We start from the raw sequence: 20,684 nt of genomic DNA, 5'->3' as shown, positions 1-20,684 counted from the left end.
AATTTTGAGCTGCGGCCGAGCTGCCGCAGCTCCGATCCGACCGTCTATTTGGAGTGCCGGGAGACGTCGACCATCGAGGTCGTGCCCGAAACCAACTTTTCGCCTTCGAGTACCTCAGGGTCTGCGAGTGCCACCGTGGAACGGTCGCCGCGGTTGCCGGTCTCCGGCAGCGTGAAGTACACGACGAGGCACAAGGCGACGACGACGATCATGTAGACAGCGACGAGCATCGGCTGCCCGGCTCCGACAAATGCGGCAGCGATCAGAGGTGCAGTTCCACCAAAGACGGCAATCACGATCTGATGCGCGAAGCCGATGCCTGATACCCGGACGGAGGCCGGGAACAGTTCGGCCTGGATGGTCGGATAGACCGACTGCCAGATGCCGAGAACTACCCACCCGGAGGCCGATACCAGGACGTATACCCAGAAGCCCGGCTGGTTGAGGAGCAGGAGCAAGGGGTAGAAGAGAACGATCATGCCGATGGCGCCCATGATGGGGAAGATTTTACGCCGGCCGAGTCGATCAGAGAGTGCGCCGCACGTCGGTACGATAATCACCAACAGGGCCAGTCCGATAACGCTTCCTGCGAGTGTGGACGAGAGGTCCCGGCCGCTGGTGAGTTTGGCGTACGTGGGAAGGAAGGTTGCCCAGGTGTAGTAGGCCACGGCTGGTGCGGAGAGTGCAGCTGCCTGAAGCAGGGCCTTGGGGTGTTCGCGAAGCAGGTCCTTCAGGCGCGCCGCAGCGGACTTCTGGTCGACCAGGGCTTCTGCTTCGAATTCGGGGGTTTCTTCAGCCCGGGCCCTCAGGATCAGGCCGACGATGCCGAGGAAGCCGCCAACAACGAAGGGGATGCGCCATCCCCATGCGGCGAGATCGGCGGTGGAGAACGATGACGTCACCATTGCTGCTGCGCCGGTGGCTGCCAGGGTTGCGAGGCCACTTGCCATGTTGGTGAAGGAACCAAACAGGCCTCGCCTGTTCGCTGGAGCGTGTTCGACCATGAAGGCGATGGCGCTTTGGCCCTCGCTGCCGGCCGAAATGCCCTGGATGACGCGGGCAACCAGGAAGAGGACGGGTGCCGCATAGCCGATGCTCGCAAATGATGGGGTGAGGCCGATGATGAGCGAGCCGAGTGCCATCCCGGAGACGGATAGTGTCAGGATGAGCCGCCGTCCGAAACGGTCAGCCAGTGGCGAGATGATGATGCCGCTCAGTGGCCGTACAACAAACCCGACGGCGTATGTCAGGAGTGCGGCGATCAGGGAGGCGAACGGAGAGTCGCTGGGGAATATCTGTGACGAGAATACCGCTGCGAGCAGCCCGTAGATGTACCAGTCGTACCACTCTACGAAGTGGCCGATGGTGCCTGCCACCAGGTTCAGGGTGCGGCGCGGATGTTTGGACGTTTCGGGACGCCCCGAAGTGTCGGGACTGCCGACTGCTTCTTTTGAGGTCTTCATTGAACTCTCCATGTTTTCACGTTTGGCGCTGTGGTTATAGTGCTGGATCTGGGCACCTGGTGTGTGGGGGCGGCCGTCTGTAAAAGCGTCCGACCGGATGACGAATCCCAAGGGAGACGGCCGGTGCGGGGCGGGCCGCGCTGCTCGCTAATAAGCGAAGAAAAGCTTTCACAAACCCCCCAGGTTTCCGAATGAGATCGGTTGCTGAGATCGGTTGCATTCAACGATACGGATGGAATGTGATCTTTGTCAATGTGCAGTAGCGAGGCTTCGCCCCATGCCAACGCCACTCATAGCCCGTCGCGAGCGAGCATCAATCGAGGGAAAGCGGTGCCTCGTTGTTGAAGTCCTGGAACTGCACGCCGGACCACGCGCATTCCAGGCGGCCGTAGGTGGCCCAGTAGTCATCCCAGTGTGCGAGTTTCCAGTTGTCGCGCTCCAAGCCGCGCTGGATGAGTCGCGAACGCAGGACGTCTTGAGGCACCCGGACTCGTATCACGGTGATCTCGGGAGAGGGCCAGTGGAAGTCGTTTGCCGCTCCGGTCAGGTAGTCCGGATCGTCAAAATAGGCCCCGAAGGGGGCGTCGAGGACTACGGAGCGGCCGAGGCGCAGGTTTACTCCTGCCACATCCATAAGAGTCTCGTACTCAAGGGGCAGCAGATTGGCGCGGTAGTAATCGTTGGATTCGCGGTCGGTCGGGTCATGCCCGGTGGCGGTCAGTGCGAATTCGACGAAGCGGCCGCTCACTCGGTCCTTGTCCAGGTAAGCCGCTTGATGCTTCTCAGCCGTTTGTTGAGCGATGGTTGTTTTCCCTGAGCCGGCTGGTCCAATGACGATGAAGACCTGGGGAGACATTATCCGCGGGCCTCTGCTACTGCTGCGAGGAAGGCTCGGGCTGCTTCGGTGACGCGGGTGAAGTCCCCGTCAGGCTGCCATGCCTTGGTGACATAACTGCCCACGCCGACGCCCGCCACGCCTGCGGCGAACCACTCGCCAACATTTTCCAGTGTGACGCCACCTGCAGGCATGATCGGCAGATGCGCCAGGGGTGCCAGCACTGCCTTTGCATAGGCCACCCCGCCAGCCTCGGTGGGGAAGAGCTTGAGGATGTCAGCACCTGCCTCGGCGGACTCAACGAATTCCGTGGGTGTGAAGGCTCCGCTGATGGTTGGCACCTGGTAGCGGTTCGCGGTCCGGATCATCGCGGGGTTCAGCTGCGGGCTGACGAGGAACTCGGCGCCAGCACGGATGCACTCGTAGGCGGAGTGCTCGTCAAGAACCGTTCCTGCACCAACGGCCACGCCGTTGTGCCCGTGCTTTGCTGCCAGGCGGCGGATTACCTCGACGGCACCGGGAATCGACAGGGTGATCTCCAATGCCCGGAAGCCGCCCTCGATGGCAGCCTCAGCGACCTTCTCTGCGACTTCGGCGCTCTCAAGCCGCACGATAAGAACAGCTCCTGACTCGTCGATGGTCTGCAGGGTGCGAAGTTTTTTGTTCATGATGGCCTCTCTCTGGCCGGGTGGCTCTTTTGCTCCAGCCAACCCTGGCTCTCTTGATGTTTCGTTGACAAACTCTCCCACCATCCATAGTGTTATTGCAACCGATCTCAGCAACCGATCTCATACAAGGGGGTATTGCGGTTGACTCATGTACGAACGATTATTCTTGGGGCGTCCCATTGGCATGTTCCGCTCTGTGCACAGGCCATGGCCGAAGAGCACGACATGATTGCAGTAGGCGACGATGATGTTTCCCGGGTGCAGGTGCAGAAACTGGCCGCCCACTGGGGAGCGCCGGCTGAAGCTGACTGGCGAAAGCTGGTGGATTTGCCCGACGTCGGACTCGCCTATGTGTTTGGTCCCCACGAGGGGATGGCAGAGAAGTGCATGGCCCTGATCGAGCGGAGAATTCCGTTCGTGGTGGAGAAGCCATTGGGCACTTCCCTCAGCGAGCTTTCTGCCGTGCGACAAGCTGCCGAAGCAGCTGGTGTGCCGGCCACTGTGCCCTTGGTTCAGCGCGGCGGGCCTACAGAGAAGTGGCTGTCCAAGGCAGGCAGGCCCACCTACCAGCGAGCTTCATTCATTGCCGGCCCACCGGCCCGGTATCTCGACAATGCCAATCCCTGGATGCTCGAGCCGGACAAAGCGGGCGGAGGCTGCCTTGCGAACCTGGGCCCGCACTTTGTCGACCTGTTCCTCCGAGGAAGCGGGGAGGCTGCAGCGCGCGTCGATTCCCGACTCTCATCGGTTCTTCACGGGCAAGCTATCGAGGACCACGCCAGCCTGATCATCACAACGCCGGAAGGCCGGGAAGCGATTGTGGAGGTGGGCTACGCATTCCCTAGCTCGCCGTTGAAGCGGTATTGCAGCTTTACCTCCGCCGGAGAGTCAGGGTTCGCCACTGTTGATTCCGACGGTACGGCTACTTTCACGTCGATGGACGGCGCCACGGAAGTGGACAAGATCAACGTCGACAGCGACCCTCTCTACGATCCATTTGTGCGCAGCGTCGCCCGGACACTGGAAGATGGATTCCGGGGCCTGCCAACGCTGGCCCAGCTCGAAGATGTCATGCGCCCCATTTGGCAGGCGTATGACGACCAGCACGGAGGAAACGAACATGCCTGACTTGAGTATCGACGTCGTCGCAAAAGCCGCCGGTGTCCACCGGTCGACGGTCTCAAGGGCGTTCTCACGCCCTGAGGCGGTGAAGAGCGAAACACGCGAGCACATCCTTAAGGTCGCCGAGGGCCTCGGTTACACCATGAGTCCATTGGCACAGGCGCTTCGTCGCAAGACCAGCAACATCATCCCTCTGATCGTTCCGGACATTACCAACCCGTTCTTTGCAGAACTTGCCAAGACGATGACACAGGCAGCTGACGAGCGCGGCTACCAGCTCATGCTCTGCGTCACCAACGGCGACCCGGCCAAATCCGACGGGTACTTTACGGCCATGCAGGCGATGTACGCCCCGTTCGGGATTGTGGCGCCCTCCACAAAGGTGGACACCGAGGCTCTGAAGCGATTCGCTTTCGGCCACAAGGTGGTGGTGATTGACCGCGTAGAAGGCGACGACTCCGTTCCTACGGTTACCGTGGACAGCCGCAAAGGCATCATGTTGGCGTTGGATCATCTTCATTCCTTGGGACACACCTCAATCGGATACGTATCCGGTATCGCCGGGACACACACCGCCCAGGACCGGATGGACGCCTATCTGGAGCTCACTGCCCAAAGCGGCAGCACACCTGTAGTGCTCGACAGCGGGTCAGACCTTGATGCCGGTACGCGTGGGGCCGAGCATTTCCTGGAGATGGAAAATCCGCCCACAGCGATCATTGCGGCCAACGACATGGTGGCCTTTGCTGTGATCTCGGCGCTCGGCCGAAGTGGCCTACGGGTACCGGAAGACGTGTCGGTCATCGGGTTCGATGGGCTCGCTCTAGGTGCCCGTTTCAACCCACCACTGACAACTGTGCGGCAGCCGATCGCTGATATGGGACACATAGCGATCGAACTTGCCGAGAAGCAAAATGTTGACGGTTCCGTGGACCACATCGTCCTCGAACCCGAGCTTCTGGTCCGTGGCTCCACCTCGGAGCCTCGCAAATGAGCGGGGCGCAGGAGCAGAGGCTTCGGCGTCTGCCGGGGCTCCAGCACACGGACCACGTCGGTTTGACGGTTCCCAACCTTGAAGAAGGCATTCGCTTCTTCGTCGACGTTCTTGGAGCTGAAGAGCTATACCGCTCCGAACGCGGGCCAGACCAAGAATTCATGCCCACAAACTTCGAAGTCCCTGCCGATGCCAAGCTCACGCTCGCCATGCTCCGCCTGCCACCGAACCTCAACATCGAACTTTTCGAGTGGAGCAGCGCTGAACGGCGAGAGACACCGCCAAGGCATTGCGACGCTGGAGGGCACCATCTGTGCTTCGTTGTGGATGACGTCGATGAAGCCATTTCCGTGCTGCAGGAAACACCCGGTGTACGTGTACTCGGGGACCGCAAGGAAGTCGCCGGCGATAGCCCGCGCGTAGCCGGCAACCGCTGGACCTACTTCATAACCCCGTGGGGCCTGCTGATGGAAATCGTGGATCGATCCCGCGTCCCGGCCCCTCCCCGGCTGGTCGGTCCCACGGACTGGACAGCACCTCCAAACACTTCAGAAAGGACATAGAAAAATGCGGCTAGCGGGTCACACACTAGGCACCCCGAACCACACGGTTCCCCAAGCACTCAGTCTCTTCCGGGCCGCAGGGCTCGATGCAGCAGAAGTCATCTACCAAGATGATTACAAGTCCGGCTTGCCCCTAGGGGACCGGCACTCCGCGATGGAAGCACTCAAAGCGGCCGAAGGCGAAGGCATACCCATCGTGGGCCTAACGCCGTACACCACCGCCATCAATTCACTGGACGATACCGAATGGCGCAAAGCCGTCGACGAATTCCGTGGGGCCATAGATACCGCACAACTGCTCGGGGCTGACCGGGTCCGTGTCTATGCCGGCTCCTGGCACCCCGGAGACACCGACCACGCTGCGCGGTGGGGGCAGTTGCGCAAAGCCTTGGAGACCCTCGCACCCGAAGCCCATCAAGCTGGCGTCCGCCTCTGCGTGGAGAACCACTTCGGCACCATGACCCAAACCGCAGCGGACACCGCGGCCCTGGTCCGGGAAATTGCCCAGCCGTCCGTCCGCGTACTCTACGACCAGGCCAACCTGACCTTCACGCACGACGAAAGCTACGAAGAAGCCTTCGCTGTCCAGGGCGACCTGATTGGCCACGTCCACGTGAAAGACCTCGTCTTCACAAACCCCAACGCGGCCTTCCGCGCTACGGAAACGGCTCGGGTGAACGCCTCCGAACGCGCAGTCCGTTCACGCGTCGTCGGAAGCGGCGTTGTTCCATGGTCCCCAATCCTTGCCGCACTGCTGCGACACGGCTACGACGACGTGCTGAGCATCGAGCTTGAATACCGCTGGCACCCCCAAGACCTGCCCGCGCCCGAGGACGGATTCCGGGAATCGGCCTCCGTCCTGCGCTCAATGCTTACTGATCTTGCTGAAGTTAGGAACGCCTGATGAACACCAACCGCCTCCGCGTCGGAGTTATCGGCGCTGGCAACATCGCCACCATTGCGCAGCTGCCCACCCTCGTACAGCGGGACGACGTCGAGTTGGCCGCCTTGGTTTCCCGGCGCGAAGATCCCAGCAGCCTGGTCCGGCGCTGGGGCTTCAACGCCGCCTACAAGAGCGTGGAGGAGATGCTGGCCGCGCAGGAACTGGATGCAGTGTTCGTGCTGACCCCGCGCTCCGAGCACGCCCATGCCGTCGAGCTTTGCCTCAACCGAGACGTGGACGTGTTCTGCGAGAAACCGCTTGCCCCAGCGACAGAGGAGGCAGAACATCTGGCAGACCTCGCCGACGAGCGGGGACGGATACTCATGGTTGACTTCAACCGGCGCTATGCACCCGTCTACACGGCCGGCCGGGAGGCTTTTGGCGACAAAGGCGCCACCTTCTGCGTTGCCCAGAAGAACCGCCCTGGATCCGAATACCGTGCAACGTTCGAGAACGCCATCCACATGGTCGATCTCCTGCGCTGGTACTGCGGGGGCGAACCTGAGCACGTGTCCGCCCACGCTGCCGGTGAAGATCCTTGGGAAGAAGACGGAATCGCAGCGACCATCCGCTTCAGCACCGGTAACACCGGTGTCCTGATGGCAGCCCGAACAGCGGGAGCATGGAACGAGAAACTGGACGCCTACGGTGACGGGAAGACCGTCGAAGTCAGGGCGCCCGAGACAGTTTCCACCACCATCAACGGCGTCACCACTTCACGGGAACTCAGCGCCGAAGCGTACGGCTGGGCTACTGCGACAGATACGCTGGGATTTTCGGCCGCCGTTCACCACTTCCTGGACCGGGTGGCCGACAGAGCCCAGCCGCTTACTTCAGGCCGCGAAGCTGTTCGCACCCAGCGCCTGCTGGACCAGATTCTCGCCGCGGCCGGCCTGCCCACAGAGGAGCAAACCGGGCGCGAATGGGCGAGCCACGCAGTTAACGCGAGCTGAACTACCAGCCCATCTGCCGAAGGTGCACGGGTGTCTGATTCGGGCTCCTTGAAACTGGTGTCTTGAGCAGGCCTGTCGGATATAGGGAGGTGCCACCGTGGCTCTACGTCGCCTACCCGAGCATGAAATGCGAGTCAAGGAAGCCGGGAGACGGCCGTTGCGCGGGCGACTTACCGCGCTTGCGGGCATCCTGCTGGTTGCCTTCAGCGCAAGAGAGGCGGTTTCGGCGGTGTCGCCGCTTCTTGGCCAAATAGGCGCAGACCTCCACCTTAACGCTGTGGCCACAGGGACCTTAGGGATGCTGCCGACCGCCAGCTTCGCGGTGATGGGCTTCCTTGCGCTGCCGCTGCTGCGCCGTATCCGGCTTGAGCACCTCCTACTGGTTGCGCTTCTGCTGACAACGTTGGGTCAGCTCGGCCGCGCAGTGGGTTGGGACGTGTTGGCATTTTTGGGGTTCACGTGCATCGCCATGCTCGGCATTGGTCTGATCAACGTCGTCGCGCCGCCTCTCTTGATGACGTATTTTCCCGACAGATTCGGGGGCCTCGCGGCGCTCCACGTCACCCTCCTGGGTGTCAGCACAGCGGTGGCCGCCCAATTCGCGAATCCTCTAAGCACTCTTTATGGCTGGCGGTTCTCCATTGGTATCTGGGCCGTACTCAGTGCGCTTGCTGCGGTCCCGTGGCTGATTCTTCTTACAACCAGACGGATCGTTGCCTGCACACCAGCCAACGATCAGCAGTCGCCTCCTGCGAACAGCGTTAGACCTTGGAGATCATCAATCGGCTGGGGCACGGCATTGGTTTTTGCTGGCTGTTCCAGCAATACTTTTGCGGCGCTCACGTGGCTCCCGGCTGTCCTCGTTGATAGAGGACTCAGCGAGGAAACTGCTGGATCCATGCTGGCGCTGTATTCAATCCTTGCTTTGCCGGTCGCTCTAATGGTGCCCATGGTTGTTGTTGGAATGTCCCGCCCGCTACCTGTGGCCGTCCTGTTTGTGGTCGCCTTCGCCATAGGTTACGGAGGCATCATCTTCGCGCCACCAGCTTCTGCGGCGGTCTGGGTGGTCATTGCCGGACTGGGCCAAGGGTCCTATTCCTTTGCGTTCACCATGATCAATAAGCGAACACGAACGCAGTCCGGCTCAGGACGTCTGTCCGCGTTTGCCCAGGGAACCGGCTACGCCCTGGCGAGTGTCGGCCCGTTCCTTTTCGCACTTCTGCACAGCCCGGGGGATGGCTGGCTGGCCTCGTTCGGCATGCTCGGTGCCTGGCTCGTGGTGCTTCTGGCAGGGGCCGTCATGGTCAACAAGCCACGCATGCTCGAAGATCACTCGCCGATACCGGGGCTGGCTCCCGGAGAATTACTGCCCTTCCAGGGTCCAACCGCAGCAAGCCGCAGAACGGAGGCCGGCGTTGACGCCGGAGACTTCCGACCTCCGGATCCGAAAATGCCTGGTCTTTGAAGGCCTTGGGGACACCAATGTTTGGTGCCCCCGATCTACACAACTGATCTCATCGATTTCTTACTTAACTCAAAGGAGAGATTTCATGAACACCTCTTTCAACTTCGGCCTGATCTTCGAGGGGCCAGCATCATGACGACGGCGGCACAGTCCCAGCGCGTCGCCGTGGTGGGGGCGGCCGGGTGGGCAGGATCCCGTCATGCACGAGCATTCACCAAGGTGGGTGCGAATGTCACCCACCTGGTGGAGAAAGACGAGCGGGCGGTCTCGTTGGCCCACGAGCTGGGAGCTCAGGTGGTGCCCAGCGTCCAGGAGCTTCGTTCTGATCAACTGGACTTAGTCGTCGTCGCGTTGCCCACCACGCTGCAACCGGATGTCTGTGCGGATCTGCTGACCAGAGGATTTCGGGTGCTGACGGAAAAGCCAGTAGCTGCAGATGCCGAGAGTGCTGCCATCATGGCCGCCGCTTCGGGAGTGAACCAACGACTCATGGTCGGTTACACACTCCACCAGCATCCGGCCGTCCCGCTTGTCTCTCAGTGGATCAAGGACAACGACGTGATCGCTGTCAACGTTCGATCCGTCGCATATAAGGAGACCATCGGCTCTTGGCGTGCTGATCCGAAAGAGGGTGGGGTTGCGGTAGTGAACGGAATCCATGCCATCGAGCTGGTCTCTTCGTGGTTTGAGGGAGACCCCAGAGTCCTGGCCACCAACGCCAGCAGCAGCCTGTACGGGTCTCCGGTGCCGGAACACGTCGTTTCCACCCTCGAATTCCCCTCTGGAGCGGTATTTTCCTTGCAGAGCTACTGGTCTCCCTGGCAGGAACCCCAAGGGCTCAACCAAGGGGATTGGAGCCTCACCATTGATGTTCTGGCCACTGGCGGCCGGATGTTGTGGTCGAACGATTCCCTCCACGTGTGGACCCGTGACGGCGGACAACACGAGAAAAACTTCGCACCCTCCGACCTCTTCCTCCGCCAGGCAGAAGCAGCCCTAAGGTTCTGCGCGGGTGAAACGCCTGCCGTTACATTCACCCAGGCGCTCCGCGCTACGGAAATCGCCGATGCAGTCCGGACAGCGGCGGCCCCCGGCGCCCGGGAGGCGCTCACCCCGTAAGCATCGTCGAAATCCAAGCAAACGAGGACCGGCCGAACCGGGCAATTTCGAGTAAGGAAACGAACATGAAGACAGCACCCCACGCTCCGACCGCAGGAGAACTGCAGGCAAACTGCGCCCAGAACGGAGAGAACCGATGAGCCTCAAAGACCAGGTGGTTCTGGTAACCGGATCAAGCGGAGGAATCGGCGACGCCGCAGTCACCGCACTCATAGCCGCAGGAGCCAGGGTCATCGGCGCCGACCGTTCCCCCAAAGCGGACCAGGCCCTTCAGGCGTTCTACCCGCTCGACATCACCTCAGAAGAGCAATGCGCCACGGTCATACGGGACATCCAAGCCGAGCACGGCCGTGTTGATGTGCTTATCCATGCAGCAGGAGTGCTTGGCCCCACGCCGGATATCATGGAAACAACCACTGAAGAGTTCGACTCCATCCTGAGGATCAACGCCACCGCGACCTTCACCATGGTCCGGGAAACCGCAAAATCCATGCTTGAGACCGGCACTGCCGGGGCCATCGTGGTCCTGTCCTCAGTTGCGGCCAAAGAGGCACGCCTCAACTACCTGCCCTACAACGCGAGCAAGCTCGCCGTCCTCCACATCATGTGGTCCTTTGCCGAACTGCTCGGACCAAACGGCATCTCCGTGAACGCGATCGCCCCAGGGCCGGTGAACACACCCATGTGGGCGCAATTTGCCCGGGACTCCGGCCCCGACGCGGCAGCGAACCGAGCGAAGAGGGCAGCACAACTGCCGATGCGCCGGTTTGCCGAACCCGAGGAAGTCGCCCGGGCCATCCTGTTCCTTTCTGACCCCGACAACCGCTACATCACTGGAGTGTCTCTCGATGTGGCCGGCGGAGCCCACCTGGGAATCGGAACCTGAAACACGCGACAGGGCTTCTCATTGAACGCCCATGCCGCAGAGACGCGTTCATGATCTATCAAGGAGATTTAATGCGACATCATCACACAGCCCTGCATGTTACGGATATGGAGCGCAGCGAACGGTTTTATGTGGATGGCCTCGGACTAACGCGTTTGGATGCGTGGACGTCGGGACCTTATATCGGCGACCTCTACGGCCGTCCCAACGTACAGGTCAGAGCCATGCTGCTCGCAACCGGTGACGGATCCTTTCGACTGGAACTCGCCCATGCTGAGCCGCTACTGCCAGCCGTCAATCCATCAGAGGCGCAACCGGGCACCGCTCACCTCGCCTTCACGGATATTGATGTGCGACAGGTTTACACCAGGATGACAGCGCTGGGCTACAGCGCGGTATCAGAGCCCGTTGCCCCGACCTCCGGACCCATCGCAGGCGGGTGGCTGGTTTACCTCCTCGATCCAGACGGAAATCGCGTGGAGCTGATTCAACCGCCAGACTGGCGCCCGAGCAAGGACTCATAAGTCGCTCGCGCGCTGAGTGAAAGTCAGTCAACTGTGAGTGTGCTTGAGTCTCTGGAGCACAAGATGCAGTGTGGGTGGGCAGGTTGCAACCTGCCCGCCCACACTGCATCCATTGTTTCAACACGCAGAACGCCTAAAGGTCCCAGACCGCGTTTAGCTCGCCTGCCGAGACTTTGCGCTCCGAAGTGAACTCGGTGGCCATTAGCCCCTCGCTGGCAATCAAGTTGCCCGGTGGGCTGAGCCGACCACCGACTGAAGGAAATTCCAGGTGTCGACTTATATCGGGTCAGGCACCTGTGCCTGAGGGACTTCGAGGGCGCACTCAGCGAGTCGGACTTGCATGGTGGCCCGCAAAAGACAGGCCCCGTTGACCGCCTGATGCGGTCACGGGGCCTGCCTTTTGCGTTGACTGAGAGTGCGGCTAACGGTTGCTTCAGCTATCCCTTGACGCCGCCGGATGTCATGCCGGCAACGAACCAGCGCTGGAATGCCAGGAAGATTGAGAGAACCGGGATGAAGGCTACGACGATGAATGCGGCGAAGAGTCCCCAGAAGCTGCCGAAGCCGGTGGTTATGTATCGCACTATGCCGTTCTGCACGGTCTTCATGTCTTCTGTGGTGGCGAGGACGGTGCCCACGAGGAAGTCGTTCCAAACGAATACGAAGATGAAGATGGCTACGGCGGCGATACCAGGCCGGATGAGCGGGAGGATGATGCGCCACAAGATCTGCATGCGGGAGCAGCCATCAATTGCCGCCGCTTCCTCGATTTCGACGGGTATATTTTCGATGAAGTTGCGCAGAAACAGGATGGTTTGTCCACAGATGATTGCCGTGTAGACGATGATCATCATGGGGTATGTGTTGATCAATGCGGTTTTGACAAACATGGAGTACAGCGCGATAAAGACCACGATCGCCGGGACCATGGAGAGGACCAGAATCCCAGTCATCAGAGTTTCCATGCGGCGGCTCCGATACCTCGTGGCCACATATGCCGCAGGGATACAGATGGCCAGAGCGAGGACGATAGAGCCGCCGGCATAGATGAGGGAGTTTACGAAGAATCGGATGTTGGTCGATGTCAGAAGGCCGACATAGCCCTCGGATGAGAAGGGGTCTGGTATCCACCTAGGCGGGAATTCCAGCGTGCCAGAAGCGGTCTTAAGCGACGTGGACACAATCCATGCGACCGGGGGGAGTACCACCGCTGCGGAAAATATGATGTACGCCCAGGCCGGAACGGCCCGAATGAAACTGCCCAAGCGTCGTTGGCGGCGTGGGGTTGTGATGCTCACAGGCTTTCCTTCCGTCGGAAGCGGATGGCGACGAGGGTAAGGGCGATGTTGACGGCGAAAAGCAGGATTGCCGTTGCTGAGGCTCCCGAGAGATCAAACTTGTCGAACATCTGGTTGTAGACCCGCATGGATAAGGTTTCTGTGGAGCCGATGGGGCCTCCTCTTGTGGTGACCAGGATGATGGTGACCATTTGCACATAAAGCATGAGAAGGACGACCACAACGGAGACGATGGTGTTGCGCAAGTAGGGCAGTGTGATATTCACAAACTGGTGCCAGATGCCGCCGCCGTCCATTTTGAGGCTTTCGCGGAGCTCCTCGGGAATCGTTTGAAGGGCGCCCAAGAAGAGGAGCATGGCTTGCGGGTAGGACCACCAGGCTGTCATCAGAGTTACTGCAACCAACGCACTGGTCGGAGATGAGAACACGTCAGTGGGACCGAACCCGAGGGACTTGGTGATCGCTGATGCCGGACCGTAGTTGGGGTTGAGGAACCAGAGCCAGATTGTTCCTGCAGTGGCCTGTGACATGAGCCAAGGCAGGAGGAAGAGGCTCCGGACCGAACGCTTGAAGCGGTGAAGGTTGTTGAGCACGATTGCAGAAAGCAGCCCCGCCGGCAGTGCGATAACCAAGGCGCCGAGCGAGAATGCCAAGGTTGTCCAGATGCGGCTCGGGAGGTCGGAGTCTGAGAACAGTCGGACAAAGGAATTCAGGCCCGTGAATTTGCCGATCTGGTAGTACGACGTCTCGTGGAGGGCCGTCCACGCTGTGTAGATGAGCGGTCCCACAAACACAAAGAGGAAGACGGCGCTGACCGGGAGGACGTAGAGCCATACCATTCGATCCCTACGGACCCGGCGAAAACTTGGGGCGCCCAAGGGAGACGTTGCGGTGTTGCGTGGGTTGCGGGTGGGGCTTTTTGTAGACATTTCTGTCCCTTCCGTGGGGGCCTGATTTCTCAGGCCCCCAGATATCGCGAGCGGCTATTTCTTGTTGGCCGCATCCTGCGCGGAACGGATGAAGTCGTTGCCTGATGAACCGTTGAGAGTCAGCTTCTGCCCGGCTTGGGAGAGGCCAGTGGCAAGCGCGGTCCATGTGTTGGAATACGTCCGCGGTTCACTGTTGGTCTTGACGTAGGCGGCGATGTCGTTGACGGTCTTTGCCTCCGGAGTGGAGAAAAATGGTTGCTGGTAGGTGGCCGCACGGGTGGGTACCTCACCGCCGGTTGCCATCAAAGCCCCGGCTTCCGGCCCGGTCATGTACTCAATGAACTTCCAGGCGGCCTCGGTATTCTTACTGCCATTGCCTATGCCCAAGGTCCACCCAATGGTGGTACCTGTCGTATCGCCGGTACTCGCTTTGGGTAGGGCCGTCCACTTGAGGTCCTTGTTCTGCGAGCCGAAGGAAACCGCTCGTTCCGTGCCCAAGACTGCCATGGCAACCGTGCCGCTCGCCATGCCGTCAGCTACGGTGCCGTACGTGTCAGAAACGACGTTGCTGCCCAGAGCCTTAGCGTCCCTGAGCTTGGCCAGGAAGTCACCGAACTCGTTTCCTTTGGCGGTCGCGAAATCCGCCTGCCCATCTTTGTTCCAGATTTCCTGATCCACTTGTGACATGAAGCAGTTAAAGAATGTGCTGATGATGGCCGAGTTGTCCGTGTCCGAGAAGCCGGTCCCAAAGCCGGTATAACCAGCGGCAGCAGCCTTCTTGGCAACTTCGACTACTTGGTCGTACGTGGTGGGAACTGTCGCGCCGATCTGGTTGAGGATCTTTTCGTTGTAGTAGAGGGCGCAGGTTCGGTATTCATACGGAACGGCAACCGGCTTGCCGTCGGGGCCCGCAAGGGTGTCGGTGGGTCGCAGCCAGTCGGTGACCTTCGAAGCAGTGTCAGGCAGCGGGGAATAGACGCCGGCAGATGCCATCTGGGGAACGACTGGAGTGAACATCTTGAAGACGTCAGGTGCCTGACCTGCTGCCGCGGCCTGAGGCAGTCTGTTCAACATGTCACCGAGCGAAACAACGGAGAGGTTGATCTTGATGTCCGGATTAGCCGCCTCGAACTTGGCAATATTTTCCTTCAAGGCTTTTGAACGCGGATTGGCCTGACTGGGATCGAGGAAGTCCCAGTAGCTCAAAGTCACGGGCCCTTTGGGTTCCGAAGCTGAGGGTGAGCAGCCACTGAGGGCAAGGCTGGCTACGACGGCTGTTACGAGCGCCAAGCCCCATCGCTTTTTGATCATGAATTTCTCCTGTGAACGGATTTGCTGATGCGGGAGCATGCCGTGCTCAAGCGACGCGTGCTAAGTGCGGGACACCGACGGTCAGGAGAAGTCGTTTTGGTCATCGAGTCTCTCCTTTGAGATCGGTTGCATTATCGAAGATAGCAGTGAGATCGGTTGCTGAGATCGGTTGCACTAAATTTAGAGCCGAAGGATGTCTCTGTCAAGGAAAGTTTTGATGTGGCAGTTTGGACGTCCGGATTTCGGCATTGGACAAGGAGCTAAGGTGGTCCACCTGTCGTCTCTCCGGATCTAAAGTGGCTCCCACAGACTCGTTTATGCCCGCACGCATCACGATGAGTCTTCAGATGTGATCGCCACTCACAGGGCTGATCATCAGGCACGGGTATCTCCTTCGGATCAGGCCAGATCACACGCCGTTATGCAAAATCCCCCAGGGCATGTCGAGGTTGGTTTTGTAGGCGGTGGTCTTGTCAGTGCTCCAGCCCGCGACGATGCCAGCGCCGAGCATGTGGTCGGCGAGGCGGGCGAAGCGGTAGCCGGGGTCGGTGTCGATGCGGCCGATGGTGGTCAAAATTGCCCGAGCGACAAAACGCTGTCGGGTCTCGTCCTCGGCCGCCCAATTAAGGGCCACTCTCGATGACCGAAGCCTACTTTGCTCGGCATATACACGGCCCGACGTGGCCGCCGGCGAGAACAGCACTTTGTCGGATCGAACCACGCCGCACGCAAGTCTCGTCGTTGTCTACAGTTTTTAGCGCAGCCGCATCGAATAGGCTCAGCGTAGTCGCATTCTCAACGAGGAGAACTTTTCATGGGGAATTCGCTGACACAGATCGGTGCTTGGGTCGAAGGAATGCTCCCCGGCCTCATTGCCATATACCAGGTGCCCGCCGCGTCCGGGAACAAGTGCTGCTTCGGTGTTCCTTTCGAGCTCGAATGCGGTTGGCAGACTGCTGTTGCCGGTAAGCCCCTGATTGCTTCTGAAGCTGGAATTTCGATTGGCTCTGTCGATCTCAGTGAAGAGGCTCCGCGTCCTGCGGCTGGACTCAATTTCCCCGTTTGGGACACGGTATCGCCTCGTTCCTTGGGCAAGGAGGCTGGGCTAGCCGGTCCTTGGCCTGCTCGCAGAGGGCCCATTGCAGGGCGGGAGTATTTACGTAGGAACATAATTAGTCTTGCGTGGCCGCCTTAAGCTGGCAATTCCAGCCTGAAGCCGCAACTCGCACAGCGCAGAATTATGGTTCTGAGCCGGACGTCGAGAAGTTGAGCCAGGTCGTCTCCAAGAACGGTGTTCGCGCTCATGCTTCGCCGCACTTCCAGAGGGACCTTGGCCATGGGCTCGCTGCAATGGAGGTAGGTGTCGCCGAAGAGAATGAGCCCTTCTAGATTTGTTGCCGTGTTCAGTTTTGCGGCAACATCACGGAATGGCGTGTAGTGGGAGAGTATGGAACCGCATCCGGTGCAGCTGTAGGAGACATCTACGGTGAGGCCAACTGTGTGGGCCTGTGCTGTTTCAATCGCGTGCAGCACCAAGTAGTCGTCGGTCCGGCACTTCGGGCACCACATTGGCGCCCCTTGGGGCAGGGACGTCCCATCCGAGGGAGAAGGGTCGTTGGGCATGACGGTTACCGGTCCTGCTTCGTGAAAGACAGGCTTCCTTTCACGGTAGGAGTGGAGGGCATGGCCTGCGTATGGGCACGACCGGTGGGGAGCTGGTTGATGAGCGACAAGATATTGCCTCCTCGTGCGCGCCGGAAATGCGCTGCCGAGGTCTGGGGCAACAGCACTACCGTAGGCACGAAACACCCCGCTAGTCCATAGGAAAGGGTCCCCGCGGAACTTTCCTTTATGAACAGTGCACCCGTAAGGGCTGGTCTTCGATGTGGGCTTCGTGATGCTCCAGGTAACTTCGTGGAGATTCAGTCTGGAGGAACGGGCCTGTGTGCTGCTGCTGGCTGACTTGCTGCCGTTGGGTCTCCGCTGGGCCAGTGCAGGGGCGTGCAGCGTGGTGCTTAGCGTTCCAGCGGTTCCTTCTGTGGCGGTGTCGCCTGATGGTGTGGAGGAGTGGCGGATCGTTTCCCCTCACGGATCCACCGTGAGACGAAGTAGAGCACCAGTCCTATTCCCAGAAGGATGGCAGCACGCATCCAGATGTCCGCACCTTGTTGGAACATCAGGACGACGCAGGAAACCAAGGCGAGGCACGGAATAATTACGGGTACTCGGAAGTGCTTGTGCTCCACATCGTCTTTCCGAAGGACCAAGACGGCGACGTTGGTGCTGATGAAGACGAACAGGAGCAGCAGGACTACTGTTTCGGCGAGCGATCCGAGGTCGCCCTTGGCGGTCAGTGCCATGGCGGCCAAGGTGGTCACCACGATGGCGACCCACGGTGTGCGCCTTTGGGGAAGGACCCGGCCCAAGACGGATGGCAGCAAGGATTGTTCGGCCATGCCGAAGGCCAAGCGGCTCGCCATGATCATTGTCAGCAGTGCACCGTTGGCAACCGCAATGAGGGCTATGAGACCAAAGAGCCAATCCGGAACTCCGAATCCGCTGGCTTGGACAACCTGAAGCAGGGGCCCGGAGGAACTGCTGAGATCACTCGGGGGCAGCGCAATCGATGATGCCAGGCCGATCAGGACGTAGATGCCTCCTGCAGTAAGGAGGGCTCCGAAGAGGGCCTTGGGGTAGACGCGGTGGACGTCCCGTACCTCCTCGGCTACGTTGGCGGAGGTTTCGAAACCGACGAACGAGTAGTACGCCAGCAACGATGCGGCGAGAATACCAGCGCCGGGGGAGACCTCCGGGTTGAACTCCAGGACGCGGGATCCATCGCCGTCGCCGCGGGCGAACATCATGCCGACCAGAACGATGACCAGCACCAGTCCGGATACCTCAATCACCGTCATAACGACATTGGCCCTGACGGATTCCTTGACCCCGCGGGCGTTCAGCAGTGCGATCAGCAGCAAAAACACCAGAGCCGCAGGCGTCGCAGGGACGTCCAGAAAAGGCTTGAGGTAATCGCCGGCGAACGCCAGGCTCAACCCCGCGGCGCTGGTGACTCCAGCGGCCAACATGCAGAAACCTACCAAGAATGAAACCAGCGGTACTTTGAAGGCCCGTTCAGCGAAGACGGCTGCACCGCCCGCCTTCGGATACTTGGTGACCAACTCAGCGTAGGAGCCGGCTGTCAGCATGGCCAGAAAGAGCGCCAACGCCAGGGGGATCCAGATGGCCCCTCCTACCTCGCCGGCAACCTTGCCCACCAGTGCGTAGATTCCGGCGCCAAGAACATCCCCGAGGATGAACAGGAAAAGGAGAGGCCCGGTAATCGACTGTTTGAGTCGTGGACTCTGGGGTTTCGCAGGGGTGCTCATGAACGAAACCCTACAGGAAGTAAGGAGCCTTACTAACTGTGGACGTTCGTTGGCGGAATCGGTGGAGGCACTTCGGTGGCAGTGCTAGATCTTTAGGGTGCGTGTGACGATGCTTTCGGCGACGTCGTGGAGGTTTTGTCTGGTCGAGCGGGCGTGTGCGCGTAGTACGTTGAAGGCGCTGTCCATGTCGAGGTTCTTGGTTTGGGCGATGACGCCTTTGGCTTGCTCGATGAGCACGCGGGTGGTGAGCGCGCGTTGGAGTTGGTCGTTGAGGACGCCTGCTTCCCGGATGGTGCGTTCCTGGAGAAGGCTGATGGTTGCGACGTCTGCCATGGCTTGGGCGATGGCGGCGTCTTCGGGGGTCAGGGCGCCGGTTTCGGCGCCGAACAGGCCCATGGCACCGATGACCCTGGTGTGGACGCGCATGGGGACAGCGTGCACTGACCTGAAGCCCATGTCCAAAGCAATCTGCTGGAATGCCGGCCAGCGGTCACCAAGGGCGCTGATGTCATCAACGGTGATGACCGTTCCGGTGTGGTAGCACTCCACGCAGGGTCCGGCTCCGGCTTCGAGTTGGAGCAGTTCCACGAGTTGGCTTTGCTCACTGGTGGAGGCGAGTAGTTGCAGGTTGCCGTCGGCGTCGGAGAGCAGTAGGCCGGCTTGGGCGGCGTCGAGTAGATCGACGGCATCCTCCACGAGGGTGTGGAGCAGGTCCAGGACGTCGTAGTCGGCAACGAGGGTGTCGGTAAGCTTCACGAACGTATCGCTGAGACGTTCGGCCCTGCTTTTGTTTACCATGTCTGCATTTTACTGTGATCCAGTATCGGCGGCGCCCGTGGCCGGGGTGAAATCGAGTCGGCGGCTGACGACGTCCAGAGCAGTGTCCTGCAATGATCGTCCGCTGGCGAAGGCATGGCCGCGCAGCAACAGCAACGCTTCGTCGGCGGTGCTGTCGGTTTGGACCAGCACCATGCCGGTGGCTTGGTGGATTTCACGCCGGGCCAGCGGAATTAAGGCTGATCCGGTTTCGTTGTCCGGCATCAATCCGCGCAGCAAGGTCCAGGCGGTCCGGCTGGCAAGTTGCGCGGCCCGGCTGATTTGGGCGGCACTGAGTTCCCCCGGTGAGGTGCAGTAGAGTTCGGCTACCCCGATGACCAGGCCACCTGCGAGCAATGGGAACACAAAGAACGCAGCTGCGTCTGTCGTGGCTGCGGCTTCGGCGAAGGCCGGCCATGACCGGACTCCGGCCGCGCTGAGATCGGGAATCGTGACCGGCAGGTGGGTGCGGAAAACGTCCCATCGTGGTCCGTCGCCGAGATCGTATTGGAGCTCATCGAGCCGGGCGGCTGTGATGTCGGACGCGCACATCAACGTTTCCGCCGCGGAGCCGCCGAAAATGGAAACAGCTGCGCCATCGATGGGCAGTTCCTGGAGGAAAGCAGCACATAGATCGGCGTGGGGACCATAAGCGGCCGCTGCGCTCACCTCAGGCACCGTTCATCAGAGCTCTCCCGCGATGGCTTGGCTGCACCAACGACCACCATTTCTGTTTCTTCAAGGCAGTCGGATCCTGACTGCTTCCTCAACCATAAGCCCGGCGGCCATGTTGACTCTCGACGGCGGCTCTCACCACGGTGCACTCACCCCCTTTCGCGGGGAACCGCTATTTCTCGAAGGAGGTTGACGTGTGGTCCGCGGTGACCCGCTGGACTATCCTTTCGGCTACTTCATGGCGTGTCCCACCTCAGCGCTTCCACGCAAGGTCCTTCACCGAGGCGCTGTTCGATCTGATCCAACCAGACGGCGATGTCGCTGCTGCCGGCGATTGTGGTGCGGTGCTTGCGACGGTGCAGCGCTACCGCGCATTTGATCGTGGTTCCCGTGACCTGGGACAACTTTTCCGAAGCGAGCCCAGCCATGCCCTGAAGGAAGCCCTTGAGGTCATCGGTCGACGTGATCAGCCGGTTCAGGCGATCAAATCCTTCCTCCAGCTCGCTGTCTGTCATGGGTCAAATCCAGAAGTAGGCGCCCTGCGGCACAATGCCTGATCCGAGGCTCGGCTGGGGCGCTTTTAGCTAGCGTGATAGCGCGTTCTTCTGCCGCGTGCTGATGGTCGAGGGCCGGCCGCAGCGGGTGCAGTTGATGTTGTAGGACGTGGACGTCGTGAAGACGGGGACGAAGAACAGGGTGAACTTCGTGGCGCGTTGCTGCAGGCCCGGCTTCAT

At 60.4% G+C, this 20,684-nt stretch carries 21 protein-coding genes; 9 read left to right on the top strand and 12 right to left on the bottom strand.

The window, feature by feature from the left end; all coding sequences use genetic code 11:
* Positions 1–44: 44 nt before the first annotated feature.
* The 3 genes from ACR30Z_RS07900 to ACR30Z_RS07890 all read right to left on the bottom strand — a co-directional run bounded on the left by ACR30Z_RS07900 (position 45) and on the right by ACR30Z_RS07890 (position 2,966).
* Positions 45–1,463: an MFS transporter gene (locus ACR30Z_RS07900; protein WP_434371956.1), complete on the bottom strand. Its 1,419-nt coding sequence runs from the start codon at positions 1,461–1,463 to the stop codon at positions 45–47.
* 313 nt (positions 1,464–1,776) lie between these two features.
* Positions 1,777–2,319 carry an AAA family ATPase gene (locus tag ACR30Z_RS07895; protein WP_144648089.1) on the bottom strand — a complete coding sequence of 181 codons (543 nt, stop codon included), beginning with the start codon at positions 2,317–2,319 and terminating at the stop codon, positions 1,777–1,779.
* Entirely contained in the window at positions 2,319–2,966 is a 648-nt protein-coding gene (locus tag ACR30Z_RS07890; protein WP_144648090.1) for a bifunctional 4-hydroxy-2-oxoglutarate aldolase/2-dehydro-3-deoxy-phosphogluconate aldolase, read from the bottom strand. Before ACR30Z_RS07890 ends, ACR30Z_RS07895 begins: the two co-directional genes overlap by 1 nt.
* A 225-nt stretch (positions 2,967–3,191) precedes the next feature.
* On the opposite strand from ACR30Z_RS07890, the gene ACR30Z_RS07885 reads away from it, so the two are divergent.
* The 9 genes from ACR30Z_RS07885 (at position 3,192) to ACR30Z_RS07845 (ending at position 11,535) form a co-directional block, all read left to right on the top strand.
* A complete protein-coding gene (locus tag ACR30Z_RS07885; RefSeq protein WP_434371954.1) occupies positions 3,192–4,094 on the top strand; it encodes a Gfo/Idh/MocA family protein in 903 nt (300 codons plus the stop codon).
* Positions 4,087–5,082: a LacI family DNA-binding transcriptional regulator gene (locus ACR30Z_RS07880; protein WP_434371952.1), complete on the top strand. Its 996-nt coding sequence runs from the start codon at positions 4,087–4,089 to the stop codon at positions 5,080–5,082. Before ACR30Z_RS07885 ends, ACR30Z_RS07880 begins: the two co-directional genes overlap by 8 nt.
* The gene (locus ACR30Z_RS07875) at positions 5,079–5,645 is read left to right on the top strand and encodes a VOC family protein (RefSeq protein ID WP_144648093.1); all 567 of its coding nucleotides are present in this window, start codon (positions 5,079–5,081) and stop codon (positions 5,643–5,645) included. Before ACR30Z_RS07880 ends, ACR30Z_RS07875 begins: the two co-directional genes overlap by 4 nt.
* Positions 5,646–5,649: 4 nt before the next feature.
* Entirely contained in the window at positions 5,650–6,549 is a 900-nt protein-coding gene (locus ACR30Z_RS07870) for a sugar phosphate isomerase/epimerase family protein (RefSeq protein WP_144648094.1), read from the top strand.
* Positions 6,549–7,541: a Gfo/Idh/MocA family protein gene (locus ACR30Z_RS07865; protein WP_144648095.1), complete on the top strand. Its 993-nt coding sequence runs from the start codon at positions 6,549–6,551 to the stop codon at positions 7,539–7,541. Before ACR30Z_RS07870 ends, ACR30Z_RS07865 begins: the two co-directional genes overlap by 1 nt.
* A gap of 97 nt (positions 7,542–7,638) precedes the next feature.
* Positions 7,639–9,006: an MFS transporter gene (locus ACR30Z_RS07860; RefSeq protein WP_434371950.1), complete on the top strand. Its 1,368-nt coding sequence runs from the start codon at positions 7,639–7,641 to the stop codon at positions 9,004–9,006.
* A 132-nt stretch (positions 9,007–9,138) separates the two neighbouring features.
* Positions 9,139–10,125, top strand: a complete 987-nt coding sequence (locus ACR30Z_RS07855) for a Gfo/Idh/MocA family protein (protein ID WP_144648096.1) — start codon at positions 9,139–9,141, stop codon at positions 10,123–10,125.
* Positions 10,126–10,261: 136 nt separating this feature from the next.
* The gene (locus ACR30Z_RS07850; protein ID WP_434371948.1) at positions 10,262–11,011 is read left to right on the top strand and encodes an SDR family NAD(P)-dependent oxidoreductase; all 750 of its coding nucleotides are present in this window, start codon (positions 10,262–10,264) and stop codon (positions 11,009–11,011) included.
* 50 nt (positions 11,012–11,061) lie between these two features.
* Complete coding sequence (locus ACR30Z_RS07845) at positions 11,062–11,535, top strand: VOC family protein (protein WP_144648098.1); 474 nt, start codon at positions 11,062–11,064, stop codon at positions 11,533–11,535.
* Positions 11,536–11,972: 437 nt separating this feature from the next.
* Here ACR30Z_RS07845 and ACR30Z_RS07840 read toward each other — a convergent pair whose 3' ends face one another.
* The 9 genes from ACR30Z_RS07840 to ACR30Z_RS07800 all read right to left on the bottom strand — a co-directional run bounded on the left by ACR30Z_RS07840 (position 11,973) and on the right by ACR30Z_RS07800 (position 20,684).
* Positions 11,973–12,527 (bottom strand): carbohydrate ABC transporter permease, encoded by a 555-nt coding sequence (locus ACR30Z_RS07840; protein ID WP_280115938.1) that lies wholly within the window; start codon positions 12,525–12,527, stop codon positions 11,973–11,975.
* Positions 12,528–12,829: 302 nt separating this feature from the next.
* Positions 12,830–13,672: a carbohydrate ABC transporter permease gene (locus ACR30Z_RS07835; RefSeq protein ID WP_434371946.1), complete on the bottom strand. Its 843-nt coding sequence runs from the start codon at positions 13,670–13,672 to the stop codon at positions 12,830–12,832.
* A gap of 144 nt (positions 13,673–13,816) precedes the next feature.
* Positions 13,817–15,073, bottom strand: coding sequence for an ABC transporter substrate-binding protein (locus ACR30Z_RS07830; protein WP_244296442.1), 1,257 nt, complete (start codon positions 15,071–15,073; stop codon positions 13,817–13,819).
* Between the two features lie 409 nt (positions 15,074–15,482).
* A complete protein-coding gene (locus ACR30Z_RS07825; protein WP_434371943.1) occupies positions 15,483–15,794 on the bottom strand; it encodes a hypothetical protein in 312 nt (103 codons plus the stop codon).
* Between the two features lie 1,294 nt (positions 15,795–17,088).
* Positions 17,089–18,459, bottom strand: a complete 1,371-nt coding sequence (locus ACR30Z_RS07820) for an APC family permease (RefSeq protein WP_434371941.1) — start codon at positions 18,457–18,459, stop codon at positions 17,089–17,091.
* Positions 18,460–18,543: 84 nt separating this feature from the next.
* Entirely contained in the window at positions 18,544–19,257 is a 714-nt protein-coding gene (locus ACR30Z_RS07815) for a GAF and ANTAR domain-containing protein (protein WP_144648102.1), read from the bottom strand.
* 9 nt (positions 19,258–19,266) lie between these two features.
* Positions 19,267–19,944, bottom strand: a complete 678-nt coding sequence (locus ACR30Z_RS07810) for a GAF and ANTAR domain-containing protein (RefSeq protein ID WP_434371939.1) — start codon at positions 19,942–19,944, stop codon at positions 19,267–19,269.
* Between the two features lie 242 nt (positions 19,945–20,186).
* Positions 20,187–20,465 (bottom strand): hypothetical protein, encoded by a 279-nt coding sequence (locus tag ACR30Z_RS07805; protein WP_144648104.1) that lies wholly within the window; start codon positions 20,463–20,465, stop codon positions 20,187–20,189.
* A 69-nt stretch (positions 20,466–20,534) separates the two neighbouring features.
* Positions 20,535–20,684, bottom strand: a complete 150-nt coding sequence (locus tag ACR30Z_RS07800; protein WP_434371938.1) for a hypothetical protein — start codon at positions 20,682–20,684, stop codon at positions 20,535–20,537.

Source organism: Paenarthrobacter sp. FR1 (genome assembly GCF_051106045.1).
Lineage (GTDB): Bacteria > Actinomycetota > Actinomycetes > Actinomycetales > Micrococcaceae > Arthrobacter > Arthrobacter nitroguajacolicus_A.
Note: the sequence above shows the minus strand (reverse complement) of the source record. Positions and strands in the feature narration are given on the sequence as shown.

Excerpts from the sequence above, each read along its gene's own strand:
- ACR30Z_RS07900 (WP_434371956.1), bottom strand. The coding sequence starts at position 1,463 with ATGAAGACCTCAAAAGAAGCAGTCGGCAGTCCCGACACTTCGGGGCGT.
- ACR30Z_RS07895 (WP_144648089.1), bottom strand. The coding sequence starts at position 2,319 with ATGTCTCCCCAGGTCTTCATCGTCATTGGACCAGCCGGCTCAGGGAAA.
- ACR30Z_RS07890 (WP_144648090.1), bottom strand. The coding sequence starts at position 2,966 with ATGAACAAAAAACTTCGCACCCTGCAGACCATCGACGAGTCAGGAGCT.
- ACR30Z_RS07885 (WP_434371954.1), top strand. The coding sequence starts at position 3,192 with ATGATTGCAGTAGGCGACGATGATGTTTCCCGGGTGCAGGTGCAGAAA.
- ACR30Z_RS07880 (WP_434371952.1), top strand. The coding sequence starts at position 4,087 with ATGCCTGACTTGAGTATCGACGTCGTCGCAAAAGCCGCCGGTGTCCAC.
- ACR30Z_RS07875 (WP_144648093.1), top strand. The coding sequence starts at position 5,079 with ATGAGCGGGGCGCAGGAGCAGAGGCTTCGGCGTCTGCCGGGGCTCCAG.
- ACR30Z_RS07870 (WP_144648094.1), top strand. The coding sequence starts at position 5,650 with ATGCGGCTAGCGGGTCACACACTAGGCACCCCGAACCACACGGTTCCC.
- ACR30Z_RS07865 (WP_144648095.1), top strand. The coding sequence starts at position 6,549 with ATGAACACCAACCGCCTCCGCGTCGGAGTTATCGGCGCTGGCAACATC.
- ACR30Z_RS07855 (WP_144648096.1), top strand. The coding sequence starts at position 9,139 with ATGACGACGGCGGCACAGTCCCAGCGCGTCGCCGTGGTGGGGGCGGCC.
- ACR30Z_RS07850 (WP_434371948.1), top strand. The coding sequence starts at position 10,262 with ATGAGCCTCAAAGACCAGGTGGTTCTGGTAACCGGATCAAGCGGAGGA.
- ACR30Z_RS07845 (WP_144648098.1), top strand. The coding sequence starts at position 11,062 with ATGATCTATCAAGGAGATTTAATGCGACATCATCACACAGCCCTGCAT.
- ACR30Z_RS07835 (WP_434371946.1), bottom strand. The coding sequence starts at position 13,672 with ATGGTATGGCTCTACGTCCTCCCGGTCAGCGCCGTCTTCCTCTTTGTG.
- ACR30Z_RS07830 (WP_244296442.1), bottom strand. The coding sequence starts at position 15,073 with ATGATCAAAAAGCGATGGGGCTTGGCGCTCGTAACAGCCGTCGTAGCC.
- ACR30Z_RS07820 (WP_434371941.1), bottom strand. The coding sequence starts at position 18,459 with ATGAGCACCCCTGCGAAACCCCAGAGTCCACGACTCAAACAGTCGATT.
- ACR30Z_RS07815 (WP_144648102.1), bottom strand. The coding sequence starts at position 19,257 with ATGGTAAACAAAAGCAGGGCCGAACGTCTCAGCGATACGTTCGTGAAG.
- ACR30Z_RS07805 (WP_144648104.1), bottom strand. The coding sequence starts at position 20,465 with ATGACAGACAGCGAGCTGGAGGAAGGATTTGATCGCCTGAACCGGCTG.
- ACR30Z_RS07800 (WP_434371938.1), bottom strand. The coding sequence starts at position 20,684 with ATGAAGCCGGGCCTGCAGCAACGCGCCACGAAGTTCACCCTGTTCTTC.